Here is a 4148-nt window from a genome sequence, read left to right as displayed (position 1 = left end):
GCGCGCCCCCCCCCCCCCCCCCCCCCCCCCCCCCCCCCCCCCAACCCTCGGGGCCCGCCCCCGGGGCGGTCTCGTCGATCTAGTATTCGCTGCGCGTTCGCTGTGTCGCGACCGACGTCATCGTCATCGCGCTGCGCTGTCCGAGGGGTGCAGGCGCAGCGCGATGGAGTTGATGCAGTAGCGCTTGTCGGTCGGGGTGGGGTAGCCCTCGCCCTCGAAGACGTGGCCGAGATGGCTGTGGCAGTTCGCGCACAGCACCTCCACCCGGTGCATGCCCAGCGAATCGTCCGGGCGCAACAGCACCGCCTCGGAGTCGGCCGGATCGAAGAACGACGGCCACCCGCAGTGCGACTCGAACTTCTCCGCGCTGCGAAACAGCTCGGCGCCGCAGGCGCGGCAGGTGTAGACGCCCTCGGTCTTGGTGTCGGTGTACTCCCCGGTGAAGGGGCGCTCGGTCGCGGCCTCGCGCAGGACCGCGTACTCCTGGGGATCGAGCCTGCTGCGCCATTCCTGCGGGCTCAGCTGGATCCGGGGCGCGGGAAGGGAGGTATCGGCGTCGGAACTCATGCCTCCACGCTAATACGATCCCCGGATACGCGCCGTCGCGCGGGAATCCCGCCGGTCGGAAGGCTGCCTGGCCGGTGATGGCCGCGGCCCGCGTCACCCCGCCCGCGGTCAGCCGCCCGCGCGCGGGGTGACCTTGGCGAGCTCCGGTTCGGGGGCCGGGCTCGGCGCGACAGGCGCCGCGGGCGGGACGTCGAACGTCTCGGCCACCGGCGCGTCCTCGGCCGCCGCGCTGTCACGGGCATCCGGCGCGGCGCGCATCCAGTCCTGGTCGAGGCCGCGATCCAGCCTGCCCTCACGCCTGGCGGCCAGGTAGCGGTCGCCGAGCACACAGAACACCACGATCAGCAACAACGTCCAGCCGAAGGTGATGCGCAGGTACTCGAGGTTGCGGCCCACGTCCTGCCAGCGGTCCGACAGCCACTTGTCGTAGGACATGAAACCGAACACCGCCAGCCAGGCCGGCCAGTTGCGCAGCACCGAATTGCGCAGCACCACGCTCATCAGGAACGGGAACAGCGTCATCGAGTAGTACATCTGGCCGAGGCTGAGCAGCACGAACGAGGCGGTCAGCAGCACACCGGAGGCCGTGGTCACGAAGAACAGCTCGTCCTCACGGTAGTAGCGGTAGAGCAGCCACAGCGAGATCGCCACCAGGACGCCGACGCCGATGCGCATGCCCCACGCCAGCCAGTCCGGCAGGCCGTAGTAGGCGGCGTTGCCCATGATGGAGCTGTTGAAGTAGTCCCTGGTCTCCATCAGGTAGGGCAGGGTGCGGTCGAGGAAGTCGTCGGCGTCGACGATCAGCGGCCAGGCGATCGCGTTCAGCGCCGCGGGCACCGCGATCGCGGTGATGAGCACCTTCCACTGCCTGCGCGCCAGCGGGATGAGGATCAGCGGCGCCAATGTCGGTTTCACCGTGATGCTGAACCCGAGCACCGCGCCCGCCCACAGATCCCGGCGCCGCAGCAACAGGTGCAGGAACACCATCTCCGCCAGCAGGATGCAGCCGTTGACGTTGGTGAAGACCAGCGTGTTGATGACCGTCTCGGACATGAACATCGCCAGCAGCAGTGCGGGCGCGGCCACCGACTTCAGGGTGTAGTTGAACAGCCGCAGCAGCAGGTACCAGGCCAGCAGGATGGCCACCGCGTTGAGCAGGATGAAGCACCACCGCGACTTCTCCGGGTCGATCAGCGCGATCGGCGCGATGATCAGCGTGCCGCCCGGCGGATACAGATAGTGCGGGTCGACGGAGTCGAAATTGGCCGTGTAGACCGGCAGGCCGTTGAGGAATGCCAGCGAGGCGTTGTAGACCGGCCGGTAGTCGTCGGTGATGAAGCCGTTGACAGCCTTGATGAACACCCTGTTCAGCACGGTCATGACCGCGATCGGCCAGAGTGCGAACCTGATCACCTCGGCGGTGGTGCGAGCTGTGCGGGGCTCGAGCTGTCGAAGGAACACTGGGGCACGGTACACCGACCGGCCGTGCGGCGGGCGGCCGGGATGGGTCAACGGCGCGCCGTCATCGGGCGTTTCCGCCGTCCGTGCGTGCCGGTTCAGGCCGGGCAGACGCTGCCGTCGCGCGGCAGCCGTCCCTCGTTCAGGTACTCCGAGACCATTCGCTGCGCGCAGCCCGAGTGCGGCGCCACCGGATGCCCCCAGCCCTGCCAGGCCACGGTGGCGTGCCGCGCCCCCGCCGCGCCGAGCGCGCCGGTCACCGAGGCCTGCCCGCCCTCGCCGACCACGGGATCGGCCTGACCGGTCAGCACCAGCACCGGCAACTCGAAGTCGGCCGGCGCCGCGGGCGGCTCGGACACCGGCCAGGCCGAGCAGAGCATCAGCCCGATGGCCGCCTGCCTGCCGAACACCGGATAGGTCCCGGCCCAGTTCTGCGCCAGCTGGGTGGCGTTGGTCGCCGACGGCGGCCCCTGGACGTCGGTGCACCGGTTGACGAACTGCCCGTCGCTCTCGGTGGCCGCGTTCTCGCGCAGCACCAGGTTCTCCAGCCGCGCGCGGTCGCCGTCGCGGGCCGCGGCCAGGGTGTCGGCGAGTTCGGTGACCACAGCGGACCGGTCGGCGTTCGGCGCGCCGAGCACACCGAGGATCGCGGTGAGCAGCGCAGCCTCCGACACCGTGCCCAGCTCGCCCGCCGCGGCCCGCCGCGCCAGCTCGGCCACCGCGGCCCTCGGATCACCGCCGAGCGCGCAGCCCTGCGCCACACAGTGCTGCGCGAAGCCGGTCAGCGCGGCCTCGGCGCCCCGCAGGCGCTGTTCCTGGGCGGTCACCGCGTCGGTGGCGACCGCCTCGGGGGAGTCGAGCACCAGCCTGGCCAGGTGATCGCCGTACTTGCGGGCGTAGGAGAGCGCGACGAAGGCGCCGTTGCCGGTGCCGATCATGTCGATGTGCTCGACCTGCCACTGCAGGCGCAGCTGCTCGATGTCGTCGGCGGCGTGCGCGGCGTCGAAGGTGGACTCGTAGGGCTGCAGGAAGTCGCGGCAGGAGATGGTGGCCTCCTGGCTGAGCTCACCCATCGAGGTCACCGGGTCGGCGCCGGGGCCGAACTGGGCGTGGTCGGCCAGATTCTGCCTGATGTCCAGCGGCAGGCAGTCGATCGGCTGGGAGGTGCCGATGCCGCGGCGGTCCACCGCCACGATCGGCCGCTCGGCCAGCAGCCCGTTCTGCGCCAGTGCCAGCCCGGCCAGGGTGGCGGAGGAGGAGCGGTCGCTGCCGGAGGTCAGCACCAGCGGCGGGGCGTCGGCGGGGGTCTGCGGCAGCCGCGCGCGCATCGCGCCGTTGCGGAAGTTGCCGATCACCGCGCCCGCCGCGTCGATGGGTGTCGAATACTCGGCGCATTCGAGGACCAGGCCATCGGGCGCGGGGCCGAGGCCGAGCAGGCGCAGGGTCGGTTCGGTGCAGTCGATCCAGCTCAGATCGCTCTGGGGCAGTCCGGCGCGCGGCGGCTCGGGCGGCGTCGTCGTCTGCTCAGGGGCGGGACCGCCCGCGCCGGGGCGCTCCACCGCGACGCCGGGACGATCGGAGGGGCCAACACCGCATCCGGCGATCACGATCGACAGTGTCGAGGCCAGCACGGCGACTCGGGTCCAGCGCATGCGCTACAGCCTGCCAGGTTCCGGCGGCTGTTTCACCGACGACCCCAGCGAGTCAGCATGGTCCCGTCGGCGTCGAGCAGGACGTGGCGCCGATGCATGCGGTGGTGGAACTCGCGGGCGGACAGCGAGATTCGGCGCGCGGTGCCGCCGACCAGGAACGGGGCGGTGGTCAGGCACAGCTCGTCGACCAGATCCGCTTCCAGCAGCTGCCCGAACAGGTGCGGCCCGCCCTCACACAGCACCCGGTACAGTCCGCGCTCGGCCAGCGCCGCCAGCAGCCCGGCCGGGGTGATCGCCATGCCGCCCGCCTCGATCACCTCCGCGCCCGCCTCGGCCAGCGCCCGCTTGCGCTCGTCCGGGGCGATGGCGGTGGTCAGGATCAACGGCGCGACCTCGGTGTCGGTGAACAGCCTGCTGTCCGGTTCCAGCGCGGCGGTCGCGGTGACCACGGCGATCGGCGGCGGCGCGCCC

General features: G+C 71.4%; 4 protein-coding genes. All 4 read right to left on the bottom strand.

Going from position 1 to position 4148, the window contains the following annotated elements; all coding sequences use genetic code 11:
• Positions 1-123 precede the first annotated feature (123 nt).
• The gene (gene msrB / locus QH283_RS18535; protein WP_280504253.1) at positions 124-567 is read right to left on the bottom strand and encodes a peptide-methionine (R)-S-oxide reductase MsrB; all 444 of its coding nucleotides are present in this window, start codon (positions 565-567) and stop codon (positions 124-126) included.
• 108 nt (positions 568-675) lie between these two features.
• A complete protein-coding gene (locus tag QH283_RS18530) occupies positions 676-2043 on the bottom strand; it encodes a glycosyltransferase family 87 protein (protein WP_280504252.1) in 1368 nt (455 codons plus the stop codon).
• Between the two features lie 80 nt (positions 2044-2123).
• Positions 2124-3677 carry an alpha/beta hydrolase gene (locus QH283_RS18525; RefSeq protein WP_280504251.1) on the bottom strand — a complete coding sequence of 518 codons (1554 nt, stop codon included), beginning with the start codon at positions 3675-3677 and terminating at the stop codon, positions 2124-2126.
• A 32-nt stretch (positions 3678-3709) separates the two neighbouring features.
• Positions 3710-4148: dihydrofolate reductase family protein (locus QH283_RS18520; protein WP_280504250.1), on the bottom strand; the 439-nt coding region annotated here is incomplete at its 5' end.

Source organism: Nocardia farcinica, from assembly GCF_029867845.1.
Lineage (GTDB): Bacteria > Actinomycetota > Actinomycetes > Mycobacteriales > Mycobacteriaceae > Nocardia > Nocardia farcinica_A.
Note: the sequence above shows the minus strand (reverse complement) of the source record. Positions and strands in the feature narration are given on the sequence as shown.

Excerpts from the sequence above, each read along its gene's own strand:
- QH283_RS18525 (WP_280504251.1), bottom strand. The coding sequence starts at position 3,677 with ATGCGCTGGACCCGAGTCGCCGTGCTGGCCTCGACACTGTCGATCGTG.
- msrB (WP_280504253.1), bottom strand. The coding sequence starts at position 567 with ATGAGTTCCGACGCCGATACCTCCCTTCCCGCGCCCCGGATCCAGCTG.